Source organism: Streptomyces sp. NBC_00029 (assembly GCF_045160505.1).
Taxonomy (GTDB): domain Bacteria; phylum Actinomycetota; class Actinomycetes; order Streptomycetales; family Streptomycetaceae; genus Streptomyces.
Window position 1 is genome coordinate 2243055 of record NZ_CP108292.1, and the last position, 23186, is coordinate 2266240.

General features: G+C 71.6%; 21 protein-coding genes. 7 read left to right on the forward strand and 14 right to left on the reverse strand.

What is annotated here, in order from left to right; all coding sequences use genetic code 11:
- Nucleotides 1–245 precede the first annotated feature (245 nt).
- From cobT to OG753_RS10875, 6 genes are all read right to left on the reverse strand, one after another.
- Nucleotides 246–3434 (reverse strand): nicotinate-nucleotide--dimethylbenzimidazole phosphoribosyltransferase, encoded by a 3189-nt coding sequence (cobT, locus tag OG753_RS10850; protein ID WP_405788254.1) that lies wholly within the window; start codon nucleotides 3432–3434, stop codon nucleotides 246–248.
- A 274-nt stretch (nucleotides 3435–3708) separates the two neighbouring features.
- Nucleotides 3709–4908 (reverse strand): precorrin-6y C5,15-methyltransferase (decarboxylating) subunit CbiE, encoded by a 1200-nt coding sequence (gene cbiE, locus OG753_RS10855; RefSeq protein ID WP_327261607.1) that lies wholly within the window; start codon nucleotides 4906–4908, stop codon nucleotides 3709–3711.
- Nucleotides 4909–5011: 103 nt separating this feature from the next.
- On the reverse strand, nucleotides 5012–5710 hold the full coding sequence (locus OG753_RS10860; protein ID WP_327261608.1) for a GNAT family N-acetyltransferase: 699 nt from the start codon (nucleotides 5708–5710) through the stop codon (nucleotides 5012–5014).
- Nucleotides 5711–5959: 249 nt separating this feature from the next.
- Entirely contained in the window at nucleotides 5960–6823 is an 864-nt protein-coding gene (locus OG753_RS10865; RefSeq protein WP_327261609.1) for a MetQ/NlpA family ABC transporter substrate-binding protein, read from the reverse strand.
- Nucleotides 6824–6918: 95 nt separating this feature from the next.
- On the reverse strand, nucleotides 6919–7587 hold the full coding sequence (locus tag OG753_RS10870) for a methionine ABC transporter permease (RefSeq protein WP_327261610.1): 669 nt from the start codon (nucleotides 7585–7587) through the stop codon (nucleotides 6919–6921).
- Nucleotides 7584–8645 (reverse strand): ATP-binding cassette domain-containing protein, encoded by a 1062-nt coding sequence (locus OG753_RS10875; RefSeq protein WP_327261611.1) that lies wholly within the window; start codon nucleotides 8643–8645, stop codon nucleotides 7584–7586. The genes OG753_RS10870 and OG753_RS10875 overlap by 4 nt, the downstream gene beginning before the upstream one ends.
- 592 nt (nucleotides 8646–9237) lie before the next feature.
- Here OG753_RS10875 and OG753_RS10880 point away from each other — a divergent pair.
- A complete protein-coding gene (locus OG753_RS10880) occupies nucleotides 9238–9606 on the forward strand; it encodes a hypothetical protein (protein WP_327261612.1) in 369 nt (122 codons plus the stop codon).
- Nucleotides 9599–10018: a hypothetical protein gene (locus OG753_RS10885; protein ID WP_327261613.1), complete on the forward strand. Its 420-nt coding sequence runs from the start codon at nucleotides 9599–9601 to the stop codon at nucleotides 10016–10018. The genes OG753_RS10880 and OG753_RS10885 overlap by 8 nt, the downstream gene beginning before the upstream one ends.
- A gap of 67 nt (nucleotides 10019–10085) precedes the next feature.
- On the opposite strand, the gene OG753_RS10890 is transcribed toward OG753_RS10885, so the two are convergent.
- The 3 genes from OG753_RS10890 to OG753_RS10900 form a co-directional block, all read right to left on the reverse strand.
- On the reverse strand, nucleotides 10086–10592 hold the full coding sequence (locus OG753_RS10890) for a GNAT family N-acetyltransferase (protein WP_327261614.1): 507 nt from the start codon (nucleotides 10590–10592) through the stop codon (nucleotides 10086–10088).
- A gap of 37 nt (nucleotides 10593–10629) precedes the next feature.
- Complete coding sequence (locus OG753_RS10895) at nucleotides 10630–11217, reverse strand: sigma-70 family RNA polymerase sigma factor (RefSeq protein ID WP_405788257.1); 588 nt, start codon at nucleotides 11215–11217, stop codon at nucleotides 10630–10632.
- Nucleotides 11218–11290: 73 nt separating this feature from the next.
- Complete coding sequence (locus tag OG753_RS10900) at nucleotides 11291–12466, reverse strand: glycerophosphodiester phosphodiesterase (protein WP_327261616.1); 1176 nt, start codon at nucleotides 12464–12466, stop codon at nucleotides 11291–11293.
- Between the two features lie 234 nt (nucleotides 12467–12700).
- On the opposite strand from OG753_RS10900, the gene OG753_RS10905 reads away from it, so the two are divergent.
- Nucleotides 12701–13390 carry a lysophospholipid acyltransferase family protein gene (locus OG753_RS10905; protein ID WP_405788259.1) on the forward strand — a complete coding sequence of 230 codons (690 nt, stop codon included), beginning with the start codon at nucleotides 12701–12703 and terminating at the stop codon, nucleotides 13388–13390.
- A gap of 10 nt (nucleotides 13391–13400) precedes the next feature.
- Here the strand turns inward: OG753_RS10905 and OG753_RS10910 are convergent, their stop codons facing one another.
- From OG753_RS10910 to OG753_RS10920, 3 genes are all read right to left on the reverse strand, one after another.
- Nucleotides 13401–14876: a membrane-associated oxidoreductase gene (locus OG753_RS10910; RefSeq protein ID WP_405788261.1), complete on the reverse strand. Its 1476-nt coding sequence runs from the start codon at nucleotides 14874–14876 to the stop codon at nucleotides 13401–13403.
- A gap of 70 nt (nucleotides 14877–14946) precedes the next feature.
- Nucleotides 14947–16491 carry an MFS transporter gene (locus OG753_RS10915; protein WP_405788263.1) on the reverse strand — a complete coding sequence of 515 codons (1545 nt, stop codon included), beginning with the start codon at nucleotides 16489–16491 and terminating at the stop codon, nucleotides 14947–14949.
- Nucleotides 16488–17039, reverse strand: a complete 552-nt coding sequence (locus OG753_RS10920; protein WP_327261620.1) for a helix-turn-helix domain-containing protein — start codon at nucleotides 17037–17039, stop codon at nucleotides 16488–16490. The genes OG753_RS10915 and OG753_RS10920 overlap by 4 nt, the downstream gene beginning before the upstream one ends.
- 89 nt (nucleotides 17040–17128) lie before the next feature.
- Between OG753_RS10920 and OG753_RS10925 the strand changes: the two genes are divergently transcribed.
- A complete protein-coding gene (locus OG753_RS10925; RefSeq protein ID WP_405788265.1) occupies nucleotides 17129–17662 on the forward strand; it encodes an HAD domain-containing protein in 534 nt (177 codons plus the stop codon).
- 173 nt (nucleotides 17663–17835) lie between these two features.
- Nucleotides 17836–18255: a hypothetical protein gene (locus tag OG753_RS10930; RefSeq protein WP_405788266.1), complete on the forward strand. Its 420-nt coding sequence runs from the start codon at nucleotides 17836–17838 to the stop codon at nucleotides 18253–18255.
- A gap of 65 nt (nucleotides 18256–18320) precedes the next feature.
- On the opposite strand, the gene argH is transcribed toward OG753_RS10930, so the two are convergent.
- Together argH and OG753_RS10940 are read right to left on the reverse strand one after the other, a co-directional pair.
- Nucleotides 18321–19748 carry an argininosuccinate lyase gene (argH, locus tag OG753_RS10935; protein WP_327261623.1) on the reverse strand — a complete coding sequence of 476 codons (1428 nt, stop codon included), beginning with the start codon at nucleotides 19746–19748 and terminating at the stop codon, nucleotides 18321–18323.
- A gap of 109 nt (nucleotides 19749–19857) precedes the next feature.
- Nucleotides 19858–21051 (reverse strand): argininosuccinate synthase, encoded by a 1194-nt coding sequence (locus OG753_RS10940; protein ID WP_030723509.1) that lies wholly within the window; start codon nucleotides 21049–21051, stop codon nucleotides 19858–19860.
- Between the two features lie 185 nt (nucleotides 21052–21236).
- On the opposite strand from OG753_RS10940, the gene OG753_RS10945 reads away from it, so the two are divergent.
- Both OG753_RS10945 and OG753_RS10950 read left to right on the forward strand, forming a co-directional pair.
- Nucleotides 21237–22595 (forward strand): HEAT repeat domain-containing protein, encoded by a 1359-nt coding sequence (locus tag OG753_RS10945; protein ID WP_405788267.1) that lies wholly within the window; start codon nucleotides 21237–21239, stop codon nucleotides 22593–22595.
- 4 nt (nucleotides 22596–22599) lie between these two features.
- A complete protein-coding gene (locus OG753_RS10950; RefSeq protein WP_327261625.1) occupies nucleotides 22600–23181 on the forward strand; it encodes a pyridoxamine 5'-phosphate oxidase family protein in 582 nt (193 codons plus the stop codon).
- The last annotated feature ends 5 nt before the right edge of the window (nucleotides 23182–23186 follow it).

A 23186-nucleotide genomic window follows, 5' to 3' on the forward strand; every position in this document is an offset into this window, starting at 1 on the left:
GGTGCGGCGGTCGTTCTGTCGTGCCGCTGCGGCTCTGGAGCGGCGGGGGTGCTGACGTGCGGGTTCTTGGTGCGGGTCCACCATACGACTCGGGTCGTCCCGAGGCGCGGACGGGGCGGCGAGTGCGGCCCGGGGACCGGGGCTCCGGCCCCGGGCCCCGCGTCCCGATCGTCGGCGGGGCCGATGCCGCCCGGCAGGGGGCTGCCCTGCCCGTCCGGCCGGGGCGTGCCCCGGCCGGGACCGGGTTACTTCTCCGTCACGCCCGCCGAGTCGAAGGTGGCGACCTCGTGCATCGCGCGGGCCGCGCTCTGGACCAGCGGGAGGGCCAGCAGGGCGCCCGTACCCTCGCCGAGGCGGAGGTCCAGGTCGACCAGCGGGCGCAGGCCCAGCTTGTTGAGGGCCGCCACGTGGCCCGGCTCGGCGCTGCGGTGGCCCGCGATGCAGGCCGACAGGGACTCGGGTGCGATGGCGCGGGCCACCAGGGCGGCGGCGCCGGCGCTGACGCCGTCCAGGATGACCGGGGTGCGCAGGGACGCGCTGCCGAGGATGAGGCCCACGATCGCCGCGTGCTCCAGGCCGCCGATCGCGGCGAGGACGCCGACCGGGTCCGCCGGGTCCGGCTGGTGGAGCTCCAGGGCGCGGCGGACGACCTCGACCTTGCGGGCGTGCGTCTCGTCGTTGATGCCCGTGCCCCGGCCGGTGACCTCGGCCGCGTCCACGCCGGTGAAGACCGAGATCAGGGCCGCGGACACGGTGGTGTTCGCGATGCCCATCTCGCCGGTCAGCAGGGCCTTGTTGCCGGCTGCGACCAGGTCGCGGGCCGTCTCGATGCCGACCTCGATGGCCGCGATCGCTTCCTCACGGGTCATGGCGGGGCCGGTGGAGAGGTCGGCGGTGCCCGGGCGGACCTTGCGCGGGAGCAGGCCCGGGGTGGCCGGGAGGTCGCCCGCGACGCCCACGTCGATCACGCAGACCTCGGCTCCGACCTGGTTGGCGAAGGCGTTGCAGACCGCTCCGCCGCCCAGGAAGTTGGCCACCATCTGGGTGGTGACCTCCTGGGGCCACGGGGTGACGCCCTGGGCGTGCACGCCGTGGTCACCGGCGAAGATCGCGACCGCTGCCGGCTCCGGGATCGGCGGCGGGCAGACCCGGGAGAGACCGCTGAGCTGGGCGGAGATGATCTCCAGCATGCCCAGGGCCCCGGCGGGCTTGGTCATGCGCTTCTGCCGCTCCCAGGCCTCGCCGAGCGCCTTCGCGTCGAGCGGGCGGATGCTGGCGACCGTCTCCGAGAGGAGATCGTGCGGCTCCTCGCCGGGCAGGGCGCGGCGGCCGTAGGTCTCCTCGTGGACCACCCAGGAGAGCGGGCGGCGCTGCGACCAGCCGGCCTGGGCCAGCTCGGGCTCCTCGGGGAACTCGTCGACGTAGCCGACGCAGAGGTACGCGACGACTTCGAGGTGCTCGGGAAGGCCGAGCTCGCGGACCATCTCGCGCTCGTCGAAGAAGCTGACCCAGCCGACGCCGAGGCCTTCGGCGCGCGCGGCGAGCCAGAGGTTCTCGACGGCGAGGGCGGAGGAGTACGGGGCCATCTGCGGCTGGGTGTGCCGGCCGAGGGTGTGGCGCCCGCCCCGGGTGGGGTCGGCGGTGACGACGATGTTCACCGGGGTGTCGAGGATGGCCTCGATCTTGAGTTCCTTGAACTGCTTCGCCCGGCCCTTGGGCAGCGACTTGGCGTAGGCCTCGCGCTGGCGCTGGGCGAGCTCGTGCATCGTCCGGCGGGTCTCGGCGGAGCGGATGACGACGAAGTCCCAGGGCTGCGAGTGGCCGACGCTGGGTGCGGTGTGGGCCGCTTCCAGGACGCGGAGCAGCACCTCGTGCGGGATCGGGTCGGTACGGAAGCCCTTGCGGATGTCACGGCGCTCGCGCATGACGCGCAGGACGGCTTCGCGCTCGGCGTCGGCGTAGCCGGGCGCCGCCTCGCCCGCGGCGGGCTCGGCGGGGGCGTCCACCGCGGGCTCGGCCTCGGTCTCGGCGGCGGGCTCGGCCTCCGGCTGTGCCTCGGACTGCTCCGCCCGGACCGGCTCCGGGGCGGGCGCGGGGTGGATCTCGACGTGCTCCGGCTCCGGCTCGGGCCGGACGGTCTGCGGCCGGACCGGCACGGCGACGACGGCCGGGGCGGCGAGCACCGGCTCGGGCTGCTCCTCGACCGGCTCGGCCGCGGCCTCGGGCTGCTGCGCCCGGTCGGCCTCCGGCTGCGCCGGCTCGGCCACGGCGGCCGGGACCACGAGCACCGGCTCGGGCTGCGACTGGGGCTGGGGCTCCACGGCCACCGCCGGCTGCGGCTGCGGCTGCGGTTCCGGCTCGGCCGCGGCGGGCTCGGGCTGGACCGGCTCGGCCGCGACGGCCACGACCGGCTCGACGGGGGCGACCGGCTCAGGCGCGGACTCGGGCTGCAGCTCGGGCTCCACGGCCACCGGCTCGACGGCGGCCTGCTCGACGGCGACCGGCTCCGGCTGCGGCTCGGCCGCGGCGGGCTCGGGCTGGACCGGCTCGGCCACGACGGCCACGACCGGCTCGGCCGGGATCGCCGTGTCCGCCGGTGCCTGGACCGGCTCCGGCTCCACGGGCTGCGCCGCGGCCTCGGCGGGAGCCTCGACGGGCTCCGCCACCGGCTCGGGCGCTGCCGCGGGCTCCGGCGCCCACGGATCCCCGGCCTGCGGCGGGATCTCGCCCGGCTGGGCGGTCTCGGCGCGCGGGATGTCCAGGTACTCGGGGCCCGTGGTCGGGGGCCCGGCCTGGCGGATCGGGGTGGGTGCCGCCGGGGTGCTCACGGCGGCCATGGGGGCGGGCTGTGCGGGCGCCGCGGCCGGGCCGCGGTCCGCGAGGGACCGTACGACTCCGCCGTTGGCCTCGGGCAGGGGCGGGCCCATGTGCAGCGGGCGCCGGAGGGGGGCCGCGGCGGCCACCGGGGCGACGGGCGCCGCCGGGGGCGGGACGACGAGGCCGCCGAGGTCGAGCGCGCCGGAGTCACGGCCGCCCGTCTCGTGCGCGCCCGCGCTGTAGCTGCCGTCGGGGAACACGGGCGGGGGGAATTCGGTGTACGCGGCGGGCTCGGGGTATCCGGCCGGGGCTTCGGGGTACGCGGACTCGGCGGCGTAGGAGGGGTCCGTGTACATCTGCGGTTCGCCGGGCTGGGGCGGGACCGGGAAGGCGGGGACCGGCGGGACGACCTGCGGGTCGCTCCACGCGCCCTGGCCGCTCGGCATCAGCAGCAGTTCCTCGTCCTCCGGCTCGGCCGGGTTGTCCATGAGGTCCTGGAAGGCGTAGCCAGCGGGGATCGGTGCCGGGATCTGGACCGGAGCGGGGACGCCCTGCTGATCCACCATGCCCGCGTTGTCCGGGAGACCCTCGCCCGGGACCTGGCCGGTGTCAGTCATGCTTACCCCTCGCCCATCGGTGTTGCCTCTTCGATCGCCCGGTCGCCCACGAGGCCGCCGAGCGGTTTTGCCTGCGGGGTTGCGGTGCGACGAACTCGTCTCGCATGCGCCTGCACGACAACCAGTAAGCATTGTCGCGCCCGTCGGCGATCGTGGCGGCCATAACCGTCACGGTCCTCTGTGGACTGCGCCACGTCGCGCGTCCAGGCGGTGCCGCGATGCCCGAATCGTCCGGGGCAGTACGACGATCGGCCAGCCTACCCCGGCCCTCGTGTCAACGCGTGACGGGGCGTTCCGCTGCCAGGAGGAACACCACGGAACGGTCCTGTTCGGCCCAGGTCCGGGGGTCCAGGGCGACGGACTGCAGCAGCGCGCACTCGACGGCGTAACCGTGTTCGGTGAGTGCCCTGCCGATCGCCTCGGCCTCGTCACGGGTGGAGGCGTGGCTGACGATCCGTTCGGGGCGGCGTTCGGCGACGGCCGCGACGACGGCGGCGCCGCCACCGCCGACGCGGACGACATCGGGCTCGGGCAGGTTCTCCAGTACGTGCGGTGCGCGCCCGGCGACGACCTGGAGCTGCACTCCCCGCCTGCGGGCGGCGGCACTTACCCGGTCGCAGGCGACCGGGTCGGTGTCCACCGCGATGACGGCGGCGCCGAGGGCGGCCGCGTCCACGGCCACGCCGCCGGATCCGACGCCGATGTCCCAGACGAGGTCGCCGGTGCGCGGGCCGAGGCGGGCGAGCTGGGCCGCGCGGAGCTGTGCGGACTCGCCCTCGCCTGCGCCGGGCTGGGGCCTGGCCCAGCCTCGGTCGGCCGACTGGGCGGCGCTCCGGCCGAGGAGCCAGCCCGCGTCGTCGGGTGCCGGTCCCCCGCCCCCGATGACGATGACGACGTTCGGGTCGCGCCAGCTGTGGTCGGCGGCCTTGTCGGAGGTGAGGACGCTCACCTGCTCCCGGTCCGTGCCGAGTTCCTCGCAGACCACGAAGGTGCGGTGAACTCCGTCGAGGAGCAGGGCCAGTTCGGCGGGTCCGGCGCCGGGCGAGGTGAGGACGGCGACCTTGGCGTGGGCGCGGCAGACGTTGACGGCGCGGCGCAGGGTGCGCGGGTGGGCCACGACGACCTGGGCGTCGTCCCAGGGCATTCCGGCGCGGGCGAAGGCGGCGGCCACGGAGGACACGGCGGGGACGACCTCGACCTCCAGGCCGTGCTCCGGGGCGCGCAGGGTGCGTACGACGCCGAAGAAGCCGGGGTCCCCGTCGGCCAGGACCACCGCCGTGCCGCGGTGGCCGGCGATGCGGCGCGCGGCGAGACCGAGGCTGCCGAGGCGGATGCGCTCGGCGGTGGGCGGCACTTCGGGGAGGTCGAGGTGGTGGGCGGCGCCGGCCACGAGGGTGGCTGCGGAGAGCGCGGACCGGGCGCCCGCGGTCAAGGGGGAACCGTCCCAGCCGATCACCGTGACCCGGTCGGCCATCGTCGTCAGTCTCCTGGTGTGGCAGGGGCACCTCCCAGCGGCGGCTGGGGAGGGCGAAAGCTGCAGCGGGCGGCGGGCACGGTGAGACTACCCGGTCATCGGTTCACTTCCAGTCGGCGCCGACGGGGTGGCCGTTCGCGCCCTCCCGCTGCGGAAAGGCGCTGTTGCGGGCGTATCCGTCGTAGCTGTCGAAGCTGTCGTAACCGTCGTAGCCGTCGCCCTCGTCGAGGTCCTCGGGGACGAGGCTCCAGACGATGAGGTCGGTGCGGGTGTCGGCCCAGCCGCCGTCGGGCGTCTGCGTCCGTACTATCCACGCGTTGCGCAGGACGCCCTCACTGATGCAGCCGATCTTCTGGGCCACCTGCTGCGAGGCGGTGTTGTCCGCGGCGGTGCGCAGTTCGAGGCGCTCGAACCCCCTGTCGCGGAAGAGCCACCCGGCGACGGCCAGGACGGATTCGCTGGCGTAGCCCTCGCCGCGGGCCCAGGGGGCGGTGACGTAGCGGACCTCGGTGGCGCGGGTGTGCCAGTTGGTGTTCCGCAGGTGCACGATGCCGACGAGGCGCTGGGTGAGGAATTCGGTGACGGCGAAGACGATGCCGCGGCCCTCGGTGCGTTCCGCGTGGGAGTGCCGGGTGGTCCAGGCGTGCGCGTCGGCGTGGGTGTAGGGGTGGGGCGCGCTGGTCCAGGCCGTGACCTGTTCGTCGTTCATCATCTCGGTGAGCGCGGTGACGTCCTCTTCCTCGAAGGGGCGCAGCACCAGCCGGTCCGTGCTGATGGTGACGTCCGGGAAGGTGGTAGTCATGCGCAGCTCCATGCCTGAGACCGTGGTGCGACCGTGTTGCGATGCGACCGCGGTGCGGGACCGTTCGTGCGGGACCGTGCGTGCGGGTCGTAGGCCACAGCATGCAGCATCGACCGGGTGATGTGCAGGGCCGGGTTGCCCGGAAGCGGGCAGAGTTCGGCCCCGCGCGCCGTCAGGGGCGTGCGGGGCCGAGATTCATGACCGGTCCGGGGGGAACCGGTCGTGAAAGGCCGTTCAGGAGGAACCGGTTCAGGAGGCGGGGGTCCCGAAGGCCGGGGTGACCGAGCCCTGGTACTTCTCCTCGATGAACTTCTTGACCTCGTCGGAGTTCAGGAGCTTGGCCAGCTTCTGGACCCGCGGGTCGTTCTGGCTGCCGTCCTTGACCGCGAGGAAGTTGGCGTAGGGGTTGCCCTCGGCCTTCTCCAGGATCAGGGCGTCCTTGGCGGGCGACAGGCCGGCCTCGATGGCGTAGTTGCCGTTGATGATCGCGGCGTCCACGTCGTTCAGGGCGCGCGGGACCGTGGCGGCCTCCAGCTCCTTGAACTCCAGGCCCTTCTTGTCGGTGATGTCGGACAGCTTGGCGCTGGTGCCGACACCCTCCTTGAGGGTGATCAGGTTGTTCGCGGCCAGCAGCTGGAGCGCGCGGCCCTCGTTGGTGGTGTCGTTGGGGACGGCGATGGTCTGGCCGGCCTTGATGTCACCGATGGCCTTGATCTTCTTGGAGTAGAGGCCGAGGGGCTCCAGGTGCACGTTCACGACGGGCACGACGTGCGTGTTGTTCTTCTTGTTGAAGTCGTCGAGGTACGGCTTGTGCTGGAAGTAGTTGCCCGCGACCTGGCCCTGCTCGGTGGCGGTGTTCGGCAGGACGTAGTCCGTGAACTCCTTGACCTCCAGCTTGAGGCCTTCCTTGGCCGCGAGCTTGTCCTTGACGAAGTTCAGGATGTCGGCGTGCGGGCTCGGGGAGGCCGCTATGACGAGGGGCTTGCTCTCGTCGGTCTTGCCGCCGTCGCTCTTGGCCGAGGTCGGGTCCGAGGAGCTGCCGCAGGCGGTGAGGCCGAGGGCGAGCGCGGTGGCCGAGGCGGCGAGGGCGGTGAGCTTGATGTTCTTACGCACGAAGAGTGCCTTTCTTGCTGAACAAGTACCGATGACTTGCTGGTGGTGGCCCAAGCACGACAAGTGCGGGCTCTGTGAGGGGGGGGAAAGTCTTTTCAGGCGGTCCTGCCGCGGCGGGCGAGGAGCCGGACCACGCCGTCGCCGAGCAGCTGGATGACCGTGACGAGGAGGATCAGGACCACCACGGTGGCGATCATGAAGCCGGTCTCGAAGCGCTGGAAGCCGTAGGTGATGGCCTTGGATCCGAGTCCCTCGCCGCCGACGGCGCCCGCCATGGCGGAGTAGCCGACGAGGGTGATGACGGTGGTGGTGACACCGGCGACCAGCGAGGGCAGAGCCTGCGGGAGGAGCACCTTGCCGACCAGGGTGGGGATGCCGCCGCCCATGGACTCGACGGCTTCGATCAGGCCGTGGTCCACCTCCCGGACGGCCGTCTCGACGAGCCGGGCGAAGAAGGGTACGGCGCCGATGGCCAGCGGGACGATCATGGCGGTGGGGCCGATGAAGGTGCCGACGACCGCGGTGGTGACCGGGATCAGGAAGATCAGCAGGATGATGAACGGCAGCGAGCGGCCTATGTTCACGATCACGCCGAGCACCTTGTTGAGCGGCTGGTTCTGCAGCAGGCCGCCCTTGTCGGTGAGGACCAGCAGGATGCCGATGGGCAGGCCGCCGAGCACGGTCACCAGGGTGGACCACAGCACCATGTAGAGGGTGTCGTAGGTGCCCTGGCTGAGCAGGGGCTGCATTTCGGACCAGGTCACTTGGCACCATCCTTGACCAGCACGGCGAATTCGGTGTCGGCGTCGCCGTCTGCGGCGCCCTCGACGATGTCGACCTGGAGGCCCTGCTCGCGCAGGAAGCCGACCGGCACGACGTTGTCCTCGTAGCCACCGGGCAGTTCGATGCGCATCCGGCCGATCTGCCGGCCCGCGACGGTGTCCATCGCGGCGCCGAGGATCGAGATGTCGATGTTGTACGTGCGCGAGAGCTGCGAGATGACCGGCCGGACGGCGGATTCGCCGTGGAAGGTGACGTCGACGACCGTGCGGTCGGGTCCGGTGGCGGTGCCGGTGACCGGGAAGAGTTCGCCGGCGAGCTCGGAGCCGGGGGTGGCGAGGAGTTCGGCGACGGTGCCGGACTCGATGATCCGGCCGTTCTTCATCAGTGCGGCCGAGTCGCAGACGGACTTGACCACGTCCATCTCGTGGGTGATGAGCAGCACGGTGAGGCCGAGCTGCTGGTTGAGGTCGCGCAGCAGCCCCAGGATGGAGCGGGTGGTCTCGGGGTCCAGGGCGCTGGTGGCCTCGTCGGAGAGCAGCACCTTGGGGTCGCCGGCCAGGGCGCGGGCGATGCCGACGCGCTGCTTCTGGCCGCCGGAGAGCTGGGTGGGGTAGGCCTTGGCCTTGTCGGCGAGGCCGACGAGGTCGAGGAGTTCGAGGGCCTTGCGGGAGCGCTCGCGGCCGGAGACGCCGAGGATCTCCAGGGGCAGTTCGACGTTGGCCTGGACGGTGCGCGAGGACAGCAGGTTGAAGTGCTGGAAGACCATGCCGATGCGGCTGCGGGCCTCGCGGAGCTCCTTGCCCGCGCGGCGGCCGCGGCCGGCGAGGGCGGTGAGGTCGACGCCGTCGACGGTCACCGTGCCGGTGGTGGGACGCTCCAGCAGGTTCACGCAGCGGATCAGCGAGGACTTGCCGGCGCCGCTCTGGCCGATGACTCCGTATACCTCGCCCTCACGGACATGGAGATCGACGCCGTCCAGGGCGGTGACCTCGCGGCCACGGGACTGGTAGACCTTCGTGAGGCCCGATGTGGTGATCACAGGATTTCCGTCGCTGTCGAGTGCACGGCGCAGCGGAGTGCCGGGCACGGGGCAAACATTCTGGGGACGCGATACGGGACGAACCGTCAGAAAACGATGGCATCGACACGTGCGCGGGGCATGAGTCAGCCGTGCTGTTCATCAGCTGGTGACGTCGTGGCGCGGCTGGTCTCGCTTCGGGGCGCGAGGCTCAGGAAGGGGCCCTCAGAAGGCGCACATTCGACACATACAGCGAGCACCGGGCGTCTTCGTCGCCTCGGTCGCAAGGGTGCGGCTGCTCGTCGTGGTCATGGGCCCCAGTAAACCAGACGCATCCCGTGACCGATCAATGACGTCCGGATAGCGGACGGATTCTGACCACATACCGGACGACTCCGGTCACTGCGGGCCCTGCGTCCCATGGTGGCTGCGCCACTGCTGACCTGCACGGACAGGGCTTGCGGTGCCCCGACTGCGACCTCGGTCCGCAGTGCGGCATCCGGGCCCGCTGTGGTCAAGACCACGGCCCCCGGCGGGCACGCTCGCGGCTCACGGGGTTCCGGGAAAGAGGGGTGCGCGCATCGGGTCTTTCGGCCCGTAATACCCTCGCTGCATGCTCGACGCCCTGACGGTCGCCATCGGCGTGGCCGCACTCGCCCTCGCCGCCTGGTGCGGCCACGCCGCATGGCGGGACCAGCCGACCAAGGACTGGCACTTCATCGGCATGGCCGTCGTGACCGTGCTGGTGCTGGCGCAGCTGGTGATCGGCCTGGTCATGCTGGCCCGGGGCGAGAAGCCCGACGAGGGCACGGTGATCTTCGTGGCCTACCTGCTGGGCGCGTTCGCCGCGGTCCCGGCCGCCGGGATGCTCTCGCTGACCGAGCGGACCAAGTGGGGATCGATCACGGTGGCCGCCGGTGCGGTCGTGCTCGCCGTCCTCGAAGTACGGCTCTACGACATCTGGGGAACCACCGGTGCCTGACGCTGACACGACGACCGGCACTGCCGCCGGGCGCAAGAGGCTGGTCTCCGGGCCCGGGCTGCTGCTGGTGTGGCTGTACGGGGTGATGGTGGTCGGCGCGGTCTCCCGCTCGGCGTTCCAGATCTCCACCGAGTTCGGCCGGGCGCCGCTGGCCTACTCCCTGTCCGCCGTGGCCGCGCTGGCCTACGCGTTCATCACGTACTCGCTGGTGCGCGGCGGGGAGAGGGCCCGCAGGGCGGCGCTGTTCTGCTGCGGCGCCGAGCTGGCCGGTGTGCTGGCGGTGGGGACCTGGACCGTGCTGCGGCCCGAGTCCTTCCCCGACACCACCGTGTGGTCCCAGTTCGGGATGGGCTACCTGTTCATCCCGGTGATCCTGCCGATCACCGGGATGCTCTGGCTGCGCAAGCGCTGACCAGCCCCGGCCCGCCCTGACCCGTCCCCTCGATGAAGGGGACGGCGTACTGGGCGCCAGGAGGTGTCTAGGCGCTGACCGTGAAGTCGGTCGGGTCCTTGGCTTCCTTCTCCAGGATCACCAGCTGGACGCCGTCGGAGGCGGTGCGGCCGCCGACCTTGACGTAACCGGCCTTGCGGTAGAGGCGAAGGTTCGACTCGCTCTTGTGCCCGGTGTGCAGGCGGAAGCGGGTGGTGGTGCCGGGGCTCGCCAGCGCCACCTCGACGGCGCGCAGCAGGCGCGCCCCGAGACCGTGACCCTGAAGACGCGGGTGCACACAGAGCTTGGCGATCTTGCCGGTGCCGTCCTCGTCGACGTTGCCGCGCACCGTCCCGACGATCTCGTCGCCGAGCCGGGCCACCAGGACGGTGTCCGTCGCCAGCTCCCCCTTCAGGGAGTCCAGGGACTGGGTGAGCGGCTGGATGAGGTAGTTGCCGTACAGCTCGGCCTCACGCTGGAAGGCCAGGTACTGCAGTTTGAAGATCTGCTCAGCATCCTCGGCAGCCGCCGCCGAAATGGTCACGCTCATGCCCATGTGCGCATGCCTCCAGCTCACCTGGTAGCCCGATGGTCTACCGCTCCTTTCCCCGCAGGCCAGGAGCCGCAACCTCTGCAGCCAGCATTCTGCGCAGACATCCCAGGCAACGGGAACGGACGGGCCCCAAACTTCCTTGTGAGATACCCAACTCTCCTGCGATTTCACGGTAGGTGAGGTCTCTGGGCGAAAGAAGTGCCTTCATCAGCTCGGGACAGCGTCCGGGCAACCGGGCGACCGCCGATCGGAGTGCACGGTTGTCCTCGCCGTGCATGAGGGCGTCCTCCGGTTCGGCCCCGGCGGTCCCGCCGCCGGCCGGCGGGCCCCCGTCCACCGCGTGCCGGCGGTGGCCGTCCGCGGAATGACGACGGGAGTCGTACGGGATCTCCCGCCTCGCCCGGCGCCGGGCGAGGCGCGCCTCCGCGCGGACCGCCCGGCGCAGCCACCGCGCCGGTTCCGCGGGCTCGGCCGGATCGGGAGCGAGGCGGCCGCTCTCCAGCAGCCTGACCCAGACGGCTTGTTCCAGGTCGGCCGCGTCCACTCCGGTCCCCGGAGCCTCCGCGGCCGCCTCGGCGGAGAGCAGCGGGCCGAGCTTGTCGAGGTAATCAGCCTTCAACAGGTCCATGCCGGGCGGGACGAGCGGGCCGGGCCGGGCGGTTTCCGTGCCGGGCCCGGCCCACTCGTACGGGAAGCGGCGCTCAGCGGTTGACGGGGCGTCGGCCCGGCCGGAACGCCTCGGCCGCGAGCAGTCCCGTGTCCGGGTTGTCGGTGAAGATCCCGTCGATGCCCTGTTCGAAGTAGGTACGGAAGGCGGCGAGGGCGTCCCCGTACGCGGCCGGGTCGGTGCCCTTGCGGTACTCGGCCGGCAGGAAGCTGTTCTCGTTGCGCGCGGTGTAGGGGTGCAGCAGCAGGCCGCGGGCGTGGGCGTCCTTCACCAGGGTGGTCGGCGCGCCGAGCCGGCCGTCCGCGTCCCGCGGCAGGATCAGGTCCATGGTCGGGCCGATGCCCTGGGCGAAGCCTGCGATCCATTTCAGGCCCTCGGGCTTGACCAGGTCCGCGACCGTGCGCGGGTCCTTGGCCAGTTCGAAGTCCCAGGGGCGGGTGCCGGCCGCCGAGAGCAGGACCACGCGGGGCGCGGAGACCAGCCGGGACAGGCGCTGGATGCTGGAGGGCTCGAAGGACTGGAGGAAGACGGCGGCGCCTCGGCCGTCGCGCCCGTAGCGGCGCAGCAGCTTGGCGAGGGGCTCCTCCAGGCCGAGGCCGAGGCTGCGGAAGTAGCTGGGGTGCTTGGTCTCGACGTGCAGCCACACGCGCCTGCCGCGACGCCTGCCCTCCTGGTCGGCCCAGCGCAGCACCTCTTCGAAGGTGGGAACGGCCCACTGGCCGTCGTAGAGCGTGTTGCGCTGGCGGACGGCGGGGATACGTTCCTTCGCGCGCAGGGTCTTCAGCTCGGCCAGGGTGAAGTCCTCGGTGAACCAGCCGGTGACCGAGACGCCGTCGACGGACTTGGTGGTGCGCCGGGAGGCGAACTCGGGATGCTCGGCGACGTCGGTGGTCCCGCCGATCTCGTTCTCGTGGCGGCATACCAGCCGGCCGTCCCTGGTCGGGACCAGGTCCTGCTCGACGACGTCGGCACCCAGGTCCAGGGCGAGCTGATAGGAGCCGATCGTGTGCTCCGGCCGGTAGCCGCTGGCTCCGCGATGGCCGATGACGGTCGGGTACGGGAGGTCCCGGTGGCCCCCGTCGCCGTGCCCGCCGCCCTGCGCGTCACCCGCGGCGGAGGCGGGTCCCGCCGTGAGTCCGGTGATGCCGGTCCCCGCCGCCAGGACGGCCGCTCCCAGGACCGTGCGCCGCGCTGCCCCACCCTGTGTCATGAGTGCCACTCCTCGTCGTGAACGCCGTGTCGCGGCCCGCGATCGGCGTGCCGATGGTAGGCAAAGGGGGGTGACTCAGGAGGGTGCGACAACGGCACATCCGGGGAACTTGGCGCAAACAAGCGTCAACAATGCGTATCCGACACGTGAACCCGATGTGCGCAGGAAGCCGACCCGCGAGTATCGTCCTCACCTGCGCTACCGCCGCCAGGTCGGTGCGCGAACCGCTTTTCGATGCCGGAGGGCCCCACGTTGTTCCGTACGAAGCTCATCAAAGCCACTGTCGGACCGGTCATGCGCATGATGTTCCGTACCCGCGTGGAGGGCATCGAGAACATCCCCGGCACGGGGCCGGTGATCCTCGCGGGCAACCACCTGACCTTCATCGACTCCATGATCCTGCCGCTGGTGTGCGACCGTACGGTCCACTTCATCGGCAAGGACGAGTACGTCACCGGCAAGGGGATCAAGGGCCGCGCCATGGCCTGGTTCTTCACCGGCTCCGGCATGATCCCCGTCGACCGTGACGGTGCGAACGGCGGTGTCGCGGCCCTGATGACCGGTCGCCGCATCCTCGAAGAGGGCAAGGTCTTCGGGATCTACCCCGAGGGCACCCGCTCCCCCGACGGCCGTCTCTACCGGGGCCGTACCGGCATCGCCCGCCTGACCCTGATGACCGGCGCCCCCGTGGTCCCGTTCGCGATGATCGGCACCGACAAGCTCCAGCCCGGCGGCGCCGGCATGCCGCGTCCGGGCCGCGTCACCGTCCGCTTCGGCGAGCCGATGGAGTTCTCCCGCTACGAGGGCATGGACCGCGACCGCTACGTCCTGCGCGCCGTCACCGACTCGGTGATGGCCGAGGTGATGCGTCTTTCGGGCCAGGAGTACGTCGACATGTACGCCACCAAGGCCAAGGCCGCGTAGCCCAGCCCGGCTACTGACGCTGGAGTGACCGGCTGACGCCCGCCGCCGTGGTGGTGGCGAGGATCCAGCCGGTCACGATCAGCAGGTACGAGAGCCACTGGTGCAGGCCGCCCGGCGCGAAGGCCGCTTCCTGGCCGAAACTGACGATCGGCACGAGCAGGTCGATCGTGTAGAACACCGCGTTGAAGTCCGGTGCCTCCCCCGCCTTCAGCGCGCGCGGCGGGTCGATCCCGTACGCGATCGACCCGGTCATCAGTAAGGCCAGCAGCCATCCCGCCGCGCGCAGGGGCCGGAAGCCGTAGCCGACGGTCCCGTCCTGCAGCAGTCCCCACACCCGGGCGGCCCGGGGCAGCGTGTGGCGGTGCCTGCGCAGCTTCGCGAGCTGGACGGTCCGGGCGCCCGCCTCGTCGCCCGCCGTACGGTAGGCCGATGCCAGCTGCTCGTAGGCGTACGGGAGGTAGCCGGACTCCTCCCGCTCCAGGGCGGGCAGCCGCTGCTCGGCGGGCAGATGCGGGGCGAGGGCGCGGTAGGTCAGGCCGTCGATGGCGATCCGCGCGGGCCAGGCCTCCGGATCGATGTGCAGCAGGTCGATGGTGGACCGGCGCAGGTTCACGTCGCCCCGGACCGTGTCGCACCGGCGCAGCCACAACTCGCCTATGGCGCAGCTGGAGGCGCGCAGGGCGGTCCCGTCCGGGTTGGCCAGGTCGGCGCGGGTGAGGTTGGCCTGCCCGGGTATGCGGGAGCCGGTGAGGTTGACCATGCCGCGGGCCTTCATCCGGTGCGCGCGCAGGTCGGTGCCGACGGTCAGGTTCTCGGCGTGCAGGGCGATCCCGCCGGGGGCGAGCAGCCGGGCACGGTCGAGCTGGACCTGGCCGCCGACGGTGGCGCCGTTGAGGCGGAGCTGGCCGTGCACGGTCAGGTCGTTCGCGATGATGTCGGTGTCGACCTCGATGTGGTTGAGCTGGAGCGGCGGCTCGTCCGCCTCCTCGCCGCTCGTGGGGCCGATCACGGCCCCCTGGAGGAAGAGCCCGCCGGCTATTTTGGCGCCCTGCAGCCGCACGGGGCCGGCGATCCGGCAGCAGGAGAGCCGCAGGACCACCTCGACGCGCACCGTGGAGGCGGTCAGGCCGGGGAGCGTGGAGTAGCCGAGGACCAGGGCGCGCAGCTGGGCCCCGTAGATCAGGGGCTTGCGCTCGAACCAGCAGTCGCGCAGCCGGATGGGGTGGTCGATGACGGCGTAGCGCAGGTCGAGCTTGCCCACGATCTTCGCGCCCTTGACCTTGAGTCCGGGGATCCGGCCCTGCACGGTGGGGCAGGCTCCCAGCAGGATGGCCCGCAGCACCTCGGCCCGCAGGGTGCGCTCGGGACCCCAGTCGGCTCCGTCGACGGAGCTGTCCTCGGGGGCGGCGCGGAAGTCGACCCCGTCGCCGCGCGGGAAGGCCTCCCAGACGCGGCGTTCCGCCGGGGTAAGATCGTTGATCTCCATCGCGGGGATGGTGTCCCGCAGTTCTGCGAACTGTCAACTCTGGCTGGAACACCACCCCTTCAGCGAGATCTCAGTGCTCGACGCCCTCCTGGAGCCGCTGGCCCTTCAGCAGGAACCAGGCGGCCACGGCGGTGGCCAGCAGCACGGCCGCGCCGACGCCGGAAGCGAGCCGCAGCCCGTCCACGAAGGCGTCCTGGGCGGCGCCGACCATCACCTGGGCGGTGTGCGGGTCGAGGGCCTTGGCGGCCTCGACGGCCCCGCCGAGGGATTCGTGCGCGGCGTCGGCCACCGGGCCCGCGACCGAGGCCGGGGCGGTGAAGCTCTGGTAGACGCCGGTGACGATGGAGCCGAGCAGGGCGATGCCGAGGGCGGCACCGAGTTCGTACGCCGTCTCGGAGACGGCGGAGGCCGAACCGGCCTGCTCCTTGGGCACGCTGGAGAGGATGACGTCGGCGGTGACGGTGAAGGAGAAGCCGGCGCCGAGGCCGACGACGAGCAGGGCGGCGCCGAGCAGCGGGTAGCCGCTCTCCTTGTGGATCACCGTCAGGACGGCGAGGGCCAGGCCGATGGCGCCGAGGCCGCCGGCCACGATGGACCGTACCGAGTACCGGCGGGCGTACCGGCCGGCGATCAGGCCGGTGACCACCGCGCCAATGGCGGCGGGCAGTTCGGCGAGCCCCGCCTCCAGCGGGTCGCGGCCCTGGACGAGCTGCAGGAACTGGGAGAGGAAGAAAACCAGTCCGGAGAGGCCGAAGACGGTCAGCAGGTCGGCGAGGACCGCGCCGGAGAAGCCGCGGTGCTTGAACAGCCGCATGTCGAGCAGCGGGGACGGCAGGCTGAACTGGCGGCGTACGAAGGCGTACAGCGCGCCGACGCCGAGCGTCGCGGTGGCCGCGACCTCCCAGGTGATGCCGTGCGTGGCGACTTCCTTGACGGCGTAGACCACGCTGATCACGCCGATGAGGGAGAGACCGACGCTGACGAGGTCCCAGGGACCGGCGACCGGGTTCCTGGATTCGGGAAGGAGCTTGATTCCGACCACGACCAGGGCGATCATCACAGGGAGGTTGATCAGGAAGACCGAGCCCCACCAGAAGTGCTGGAGCAGCGCTCCGCCGACGACCGGGCCGACGGCCGCGCCGGCCGAGGCGGTGGCGCCCCAGATGCCGATCGCGAGGCTGCGCTCCTTCGGGTCGTGGAAGATGTTGCGGATCAGCGCGAGGGTGGACGGCATCAGGGTCGCACCGGCCACGCCCAGCAGGGCCCGTGCGACGATCATCATCTCGGGGCTGGTCGCGTAGGCGTTGAGCACGGACACGGCACCGAACGCGGCGGCGCCGGTGAGCAGGAGCTTCTTGCGGCCTATTCGGTCGCCGAGGCTGCCCATGGAGACCAGGAGTCCGGCGATGACGAAGGAGTAGATGTCGCCGATCCAGAGCAGCTGGGTGCCGGACGGCTTGAGGTCCTCGGAGAGTGCGGGGGTGGCGAGGCCGAGGACGGTGGCGTCGACGGCGACCAGCAGCACGGCGAGCACCAGCACGCCCAGGGCGAGCCAGCGGCCGCGGCTCTTGGTCTCCGTCCCGATCGGGCTCTTCAGCTGCTGGGTCGCGCTCATTTCTCCACACTCCGTCGTGCGCCACCGAGCAACAGCTCGATGATCATGTACTGGAAGTCCTTGGCGGCGACCCGGCCGTCCATCACGGCCCAGGCGCAGGTGCCGACGAGGCCGTAGAGGGCCTCGGTGAGCCATGCCGGGGTCAGGTCGATCCGGATGTCGCCCTCTTCCTGGCCGCGCCGGAAGAGCGCGCCGACGCGGGCGTCGAGCCGGGCCCATCCCTCGTTGACCTCGTCGCCCTCGAACAGCTGGTTCTCGGTGACGAGGAAGGCCAGCAGCTGGGCATTGGGCTCGGCTTCGGCGACGAGTCGCTTCAGCGCCTCCACCGCCGTGCCCTCGTCGAGACGGGCGTTGTCGAACGCCACCTCGAACTCCCGGATGCCGAGTTCTTCGAGTGCCCGTACGAGGGCGTCGCGTCCGGCGAAGTGCCGGTGGAGGGTCGCGCGCCCGATGCCGGCGGCGCGGGCGACCTCGTCCATCGTGGCGGTCGACTTGCGGGAAAGCAGGGCGGCCGCATCGCGGAGCACCTGGTCACGATCCATGGCCATGAGACAAGCATACCCCGAATGAGACGTCCATGTCTCATTCCAAGCGAAAATGAGCTGCCCGAGGGCCGACGGAACGGAATCCTGCCGAGATGAAACCACTGCTGCTGATCGACGTCGACGGCCCGCTGAACCCCTACGCGGCCAAGGCCCAGCGCCGCCCCGAGGGGTACAGCACCCACCGGATGCGCCCGACGGGATGGACCGAGGCGGAGCAGGCCAGGCCGCTGCGGGTCTGGCTGAATCACGACCACGGCGCGGAGCTGCTCGCCCTCGCGGATGCCTATGAGCTGGTCTGGGCCACCACATGGAAGGACGAGGCGAACGACTGGATAGGGCCGCACCTGGGGCTGCCCAGACTGCCCTTCATCGACTGGCCGGCGATGCACGGCCGGGCGCCGCGCGGCACCTTCTGGAAGACCCAGTACATCCTCGAGTACGCGGGCGAGCGGCCCTTCGCGTGGATCGACGACGACATCACGGCCATGGACCGCGAGTACGTCGACCAGCGCCACCCGGCGCAGACCCTGCTGATGCGCATCGACGAACGGATCGGGCTGGTCCGCGCGGACTTCGACACTCTGGCCGCATGGGCCACACCGTCACCGAGCGACTACCGAAAGTGATTCGATCATCACTACCCGTGTTCACCGGGCTGATGCGGACTGTGATCATTTGGAGTGACTGCGCCCCAGGAGCCTTCCCCCGCCTGCCCCTGACCCGGGAGTCTGCTCTTCAGTGAGCCCTTACCCGGGGCGGGTTCACCTGCACGTATTCCGTCTTCGGCAGGGAGAGAACCATGAACGCATCACGGAAGCTGGTCATCGGGGCCGCTGCGCTGGCACTGACGGCCGGTGGCGTCGTCGCCGTGTCCTCGGCGTCGGCCGAGCCGAGGGAGGCCCGGCAGGCCGCGGCCGTCACCACGGCCTGGGCGAAGGTGGCCGCGAACGGACAGGTCCTCGGCGGGCAGGGCATCACCGGGCTCAACAAGTTCGGCATCGGCCGCTACAACATCACCACGTCGGGCAGCCTCAACGGGTGCGCCCTCCTCGGCACCATCAACACCAACGGCGGGAACGACCCCGGGCCGGGCAGCTCGTCCATCCTGGTCGGACAGGTGAACGGGAACACCCTCTTCATCCGCACGGCGACGCCGTCCCAGTCGGGCAGCGCCGCCGTGGACAGCGACCGGCCGTTCTCGGTCAACATCGTCTGCTGACAACCCGACATGCCGGAGGGGCGGTGGGGGCCGACGGGCTCCCACCGCCCCTCCGGGCGGACCTGCTACTGCTTGTGGGCCGCCCAGGCGTGCTGGATGACCAGATCGGCCTTCAGCTCGGTGAGCTGGACCGCGACCGCCGACGGGGCGGTGCCGCCGCGGCCGTTGCGCGAAGCCAGGGCGCCCTTGACGTTGAGGACGGTCCGGACCTCGGGGGTCAGGTGCTCCGAGATCTTGGCGAACTGTTCGTCCGTCAGCTGGTCGAGCTCGATGCCCTCGCCCTCGCAGACCTTGACGCACTCGCCGGCCACCTCGTGCGCCACCCGGAACGGCACACCCTGCTTGACCAGCCACTCCGCGATGTCGGTGGCGAGCGAGAAGCCCGCCGGGGCCAGCTCCTCCATCCGCTCCCGGTTGACCGTGAGCGTCGCCATCATGCCGGTGAAGGCCGGCAGCAGGACCTCGAGGGTGTCGCAGGAGTCGAAGACCGGCTCCTTGTCCTCCTGCAGGTCCCGGTTGTACGCCAGGGGCAGCGCCTTGAGGGTCGCGAGCAGGCCGGTCAGGTTGCCGATGAGGCGCCCCGACTTGCCGCGCGCCAGCTCCGCGATGTCGGGGTTCTTCTTCTGCGGCATGATCGACGACCCGGTCGAGAAGGCGTCGTGCAGCGTCACGAAGGAGAACTCCTTCGTGTTCCAGATGATGATCTCCTCCGCGATCCGGGACAGGTTGATCCCGATCATCGCGGTGATGAAGGCGAACTCGGCGACGAAGTCGCGCGAGGCCGTGCCGTCGATCGAGTTGCCGACCGAGCCCCGCTCGAAGCCCAGGTCGGCGGCGACCTGCTCCGGGTCCAGGCCCAGCGAGGAGCCGGCCAGGGCGCCCGAGCCGTACGGGGAGACCGCGGTCCGGGTGTCCCACTGGCGCAGCCGCTCGGCGTCCCGGGACAGGGACTGCACGTGGGCGAGGACGTGGTGGGCGAAGAGCACCGGCTGCGCGTGCTGGAGGTGGGTCCGGCCCGGCATCGCCACGTCGTGGTGGGTCTCGGCGAGGTGGACCAGCGCGTCCTGGAGGTCCGCGATCAGGCCGCCGATGACCCGGCCGTGGTCGCGCAGGTACATCCGGAAGAGGGTGGCCACCTGGTCGTTGCGGGACCGGCCGGCACGGAGCTTGCCGCCGAGGTCGGGGCCGAGCCGCTCCAGCAGACCGCGCTCCAGGGCGGTGTGCACGTCCTCGTCGGCGATCGTGCCGGTGAAGGAGCCGCTCGCCACGTCGGCCTCCAACTGGTCGAGCCCCGCGATCATGCGGTCGAGCTCTTCGGCCGTGAGCAGGCCGGCCTTGTGCAGTACGCGGGCGTGGGCGCGGGACCCCGCGATGTCGTACGGCGCGAGGCGCCAGTCGAAGTGGACCGACGCGGACAGCTTCGCGAGGGCCTCGGCGGGACCGTCGGCGAACCGGCCGCCCCAGAGCCGGACGTCACTCTTGTTGCTGCTCACAGCTACTGCTCCTCAAGACTGCATGGCTTTGACTGCCTGTAAGGCTTCGGATGTGCAACCGCCTCCCCGCCGCGGAGGTAACGGGGAGGCGGCCTGGACTGCTGGTCGGTCAGGCGAGGTCGCGGCGGGCCGCGATCTTCGAGGAGAGACCGAAGATCTCGATGAAGCCCTGGGCCTTGGACTGGTCGAAGGTGTCGCCCGAGTCGTAGGTCGCGAGGTTGAAGTCGTACAGCGACTCGTCCGACTTCCGGCCGGTGACGACGGCGCGGCCGCCGTGCAGGGTCATCCGGATGTCACCGGTGACGTGCTGGTTGGCCTCGTTGATGAAGCCGTCCAGGGCCCGCTTGAGCGGGGAGAACCACAGGCCGTCGTAGACCATCTCGCCCCAGCGCTGCTCGACCTGCCGCTTGTAGCGGGCCAGCTCGCGCTCGACGGTGACGTTCTCCAGCTCCTGGTGGGCGGTGATCAGCGCGATCGCACCCGGAGCCTCGTACACCTCGCGGGACTTGATGCCCACGAGACGGTCCTCGACGATGTCGATCCGGCCGATGCCCTGGGCGCCGGCCCGGTCGTTGAGCTGCTGGATGGCCTGCAGCACGCTGACGGGCTTGCCGTCGATGGCGACCGGGACGCCCTCCTTGAAGGAGATGACGACCTCGTCGGCCTCGCGCGGCAGGGCCGGGTTCGAGGTGTATTCGTAGATGTCCTCGATCGGCGCGTTCCAGATGTCCTCCAGGAAGCCCGTCTCGACGGCGCGCCCGAAGACGTTCTGGTCGATGGAGTACGGGGACTTCTTGGTGGTCGCGATCGGGAGCTGCTTCTCCTCGCAGAAGGCGATCGCCTTGTCCCGGGTCATCGCGTAGTCGCGGACCGGGGCGATGCACTTGAGGTCGGGGGCGAGGGCGACGATGCCCGCCTCGAAGCGGACCTGGTCGTTGCCCTTGCCCGTGCAGCCGTGGGCGACGGTGGTGGCGCCGTGCTTCTTGGCGGCGGCGACGAGGTGCTTGACGATCGCCGGCCGGGAGAGCGCCGAGACCAGCGGGTACCGGTCCATGTAGAGGGCGTTCGCCTTGATCGCCGGGAGGCAGTACTCATTGGCGAACTCGTCGGAGGCGTCGGCGACCTCGGCCTCGACCGCACCGCAGTCGAGCGCGCGCTTGCGGATGACGTCCAGGTCCTCGCCGCCCTGGCCGACGTCCACGGCAACGGCGATGACCTCGGCGCCCGTCTCCTCGGCGATCCAGCCGATGGCGACGGAGGTGTCCAGGCCGCCCGAGTAGGCGAGTACGACGCGCTCGGTCACGGGTTTCTCCTTACGGTGCATTCAACGACAGGCATAACTATGCACTACTCCGTATGTTTCGTCAATCGACCTCGCGGCCGATCCCTGCGGAACTCCACGAATCCAGCTTGACCTGCGGATATATAGGAGGCGAGCCGGCAGCCCGATTGCCTACGATCAGCCTCGACCACTACTGGGGAGGACACATGGACACGGACGCGGAGACACCGCTCCCCTCTCCGGGGAGCCCGGCGGCCGAGTGGATCGCCTTCGACCACGCGGTCCGGCAGGACCGCTCCTGGTCGTGCACGAGCCCCCTCGAAACACCGGAGGCCGTACGCCTGTGCCACGCCAGCGGCTGGATCCGCGAGGAGTCCCTCCGGGCGCCGATGCCGCCGCTGCTGGAGCTCGTCGCGATCCGGTGCGCGGACTGGGTGCCGGCCGTCCGGGAGCAGGCCCGGCGGGTCCTGGCCGCGGCACTCGCGGACGACCCCGCCGCAACCGTGCTGCGGCTGACGCCGCTCGTCATGCGGCTGGGCCGGCGCGAGCAGGGCGCGTGGGCGCTGGAACGCCTCGAGGCCGCGCTGGACAGCGACCACGATCTCCTCGGCGCACTGCGCGCGAGCGCGGACCCGCTGACCCGCCGGTTCGCGGCGCGGCTGACCCTCGGCGCCGGGCTGCTGGGCGTACGGGAACGGGCCCGGCTGGCGGCCCGCGAACCGGATGCGGTGGCGGGCCGGCTGTGGACGGACGCGACACTGGCCGCGCTGGCCGCCGACGGACCGGACGACGAGGCGATCGACACCCTGCTCGGCGGGCGCGGCCCGATGGTCCGCGCCGCCGGGGTCACCGCCCTGCGCGGGGCCGGCCGGACCGCCGAGGCCGCAGGCCACCTCGCCGACCGCTCCGGCATGGTCCGGGCCTGCGCCCGCTGGCTGGTCCGCCAGGGCGGCGGCGATCCGTACCCGCTGTGCCGCGAACTGCTGTCCGACCCCGCCCGCGTGACCCCGTACGCGGTGACCGGCTTCGCCGAGTGCGCCCGCCGCCAGGACGCGCCCCTGCTGCACGCGCTGCTGGAACACCCCGACGGCCGGGTACGGGCCGCGGCCGTCGGCGGGCTGCGCCTGCTGGACAGTACGGACATCGAGCTCCTGCGGCCGCTGCTGGACGACCCGTCACCCGCGGTGGCCCGCGAGGTCGCCCGGAGCCTCGGCGGCTCCGCGGGCCGGCTGCCCGTCGACTGGCTGACGGCCCGCATCGCGCCCGGACGGCCGCCGCACACCCGCCGGGCCGCCCACCGGCTGCTGTCCGCGCGGGGCGGGGTGGACTCACTGCGCGCCTCCGTGCAGCTGCTGACGGACGGGGACGCAGCCCTGCGGGCCGTCGCCGCGCAGCACGTCCGGAGCCTGTGGATCCCGTACCGGCAACCGGACCTGCCGGTCCGCGACCCGGAGGTCGGCGCCCTGCTGGACCGGTGCACGCACCTGTTCAGCGCCCCCGTCATGCGGCAGATGCGCGCCTCGCTCGGACTCCCGGCCGGGCGGGCCGCGGCGGACCGATACTGATCACATGGGAAAGCAACACGAACGAATAGACGGCCGGCTGCGCGCGTTCATCGAGGAGCAGCCGGTCTTCTTCACCGCGACCGCCCCGCTCTCGGGTGACGGTCACGTCAACCTGTCCCCCAAGGGACGCGCCGGAACCCTCGTCGTCATCGACGACCAGACCCTGGCCTACCTGGACTTCGGGGGCAGCGGCGCCGAGACCATCGCCCACGTCCGGGAGAACGGCCGGATCACGCTGATGTGGTGCGCGTTCTCCGGGCCGCCCAACATCGTGCGCATCCACGGCGAGGGCGAGGCGGTCTTCCGCGACGATCCCCGCTGGGGCGAACTGATCGCCCTGTTCGGCGAGGCCGACGGGCCGTCGGCGCGGGCGGTCATCCTGGTCCGCGCCCGCCGGATCTCCGATGTCTGCGGTTACGCCGTCCCCCTCATGGAGTACCAGGGCGAGCGGACTCTGCACGCGGAGTACTTCGGCCGCAAGAGCGACGAGGAGTTCGCCGCCTACTGCGAGAAGAAGGAATTCATCGGATCGAGCCTCGACGGCCTGCCTGCGCTGCCGCTGCCCCTTCCGCCGCGTACGGTCTGACATGT